Source organism: Fibrobacter sp. (genome assembly GCF_045131395.1).
Classification (GTDB): domain Bacteria; phylum Fibrobacterota; class Fibrobacteria; order Fibrobacterales; family Fibrobacteraceae; genus Fibrobacter.
In genome coordinates this window covers 1-1,512 of sequence record NZ_JBGUQY010000018.1, presented here as the reverse complement: position 1 = coordinate 1,512, position 1,512 = coordinate 1, and the positions used below count along the sequence as shown (strand labels likewise).

Here is a 1,512-nt window from a genome sequence, read left to right as displayed (position 1 = left end):
TGGTGCTGCAACTCGATTTCGATGTAGGCAAGCGCGATGACGGTAAGGTTCATGTCCATGCCGCCGTTGCACAGTTCGATCACTTGGGTGGCGAAAGCCGTGTATGCCGTTTCCATATTGCAGTCGCCGGCTTCGTTTATCAGGCGGAAAAAGTCGGTTTCCGCCAGCAAGAAATAATTCATGGTTCTGTCAATTTTGAAAATTACACTTTGTTTTCTGCGTGCGCACATGAATATAATTGGCAAAAAACGCGGCAGAAAATAAAAAATCCAACACTCAATTTTACAAAGTGCTGGATTTCAGAGGTGTAAAATTCAGTATTTTTTCACAAGGACAAATTATCTCCGACTTAAATTGTTTGTAATCGGAACATTTATTCTATTCCTGAAAATAGAAATGTATGCTTGCCGCACATTTTGGTTATCTTGCTTTTTTATCAAGGATATAGATAATGCGACATACACCGTTGGGATAGCTTTTCAAGGAGGAAAGCGTCCAGTGTTGCTCTGGCAGAGCCGACTTAAAAAAATGTCGTCCGCTTCCGGATATGAAAGGAACGGTGTATAGTATGATTTCATCCACAGCGTGCATCCGCAGCAGTCCGTTTATATAGTCTGCCGTGTCCGGTGTGGCTTCCGCGAGGTAACGGATGTTTGTGCAGTCTTTTCTCCATTCGTGCAGCATTGAAATGGAATAGTCCGGTGTCACACGGTAAAAGGCTTTCTTCCTGATTTCATCAAGACCGCAACGGTCAAGGCACAAATCCTGATGTGCTTTATCATATAACTCTGAAGAAAGACATCCGTCCATCGTCAGTACGGCGAGAATCTGAACTTTACCCATAATCGTTTCCTTTCGTTAGGCAAGGGTAAAAAAGTAGCGTGCAATTCACACTACCTTCAAGCGATGGCTCTGGTAAAGCCTTTACGGAGAGTACGTGAATGCACGCTATGCGTAAGCATAGCATAAGCATCACGCAATCGTCTCCGTAGTTCCAATTTACCAGATTTTCGCTTGAAACGCCTTGCGGTCTTATCCTATATGTTGGCGGCGAAAAGCTCCTGCCAATCGCCGTTTTTCTCAAATGTTATGCAAAGATAGCCAAATTCAGTGAATTACAGGCTATGATTGCTTGAATTTATATTTAAGTCCATACTCTTCAAGTTTGCTGTATAGTGTTGTCCTGCCTATTCCGAGCAGTTCGGCGGCGACACTCCGGTTGCCGTTTGCCTGTTTCAACGCACGCAATATCCGCTCCTTATCCTCCGCGTCATTGCGCAAGGCGAAGCTGACAGTAGAGGTCGGTTTCGTCACGGCAAGTTCCAGATGCTCTTTCATGACAACACCTTCCTGCGCCTGCAATACAGCACCCATAACTTTCTGCCGAAGTTCCCGCACGTTGCCCGGCCATGCGTGTGTCAGCAACGCTTTACGTGCTTCGGAACTGAACCCGCTCACGCTACACTCCAGCTCTCTGTTTGCCATATCACGGAAGAACTCTGCCAGCGGCAT

2 protein-coding genes and 1 pseudogene are annotated in these 1,512 nt (G+C 45.9%); all 3 read right to left on the bottom strand.

All coding sequences use genetic code 11. The features are described 5' to 3' along the window. Window positions 1-182 (bottom strand): annotated as a pseudogene (locus tag ACJMNB_RS05430) (RteC protein); the annotation flags it as partial. Between the two features lie 238 nt (window positions 183-420). Continuing rightward, window positions 421-843, bottom strand: coding sequence for a dihydrofolate reductase family protein (locus ACJMNB_RS05425; RefSeq protein ID WP_004291474.1), 423 nt, complete (start codon window positions 841-843; stop codon window positions 421-423). Between the two features lie 279 nt (window positions 844-1,122). Then, on the bottom strand, window positions 1,123-1,512 hold a 390-nt coding region (locus ACJMNB_RS05420), incomplete at its 5' end, for a helix-turn-helix domain-containing protein (protein ID WP_032557811.1).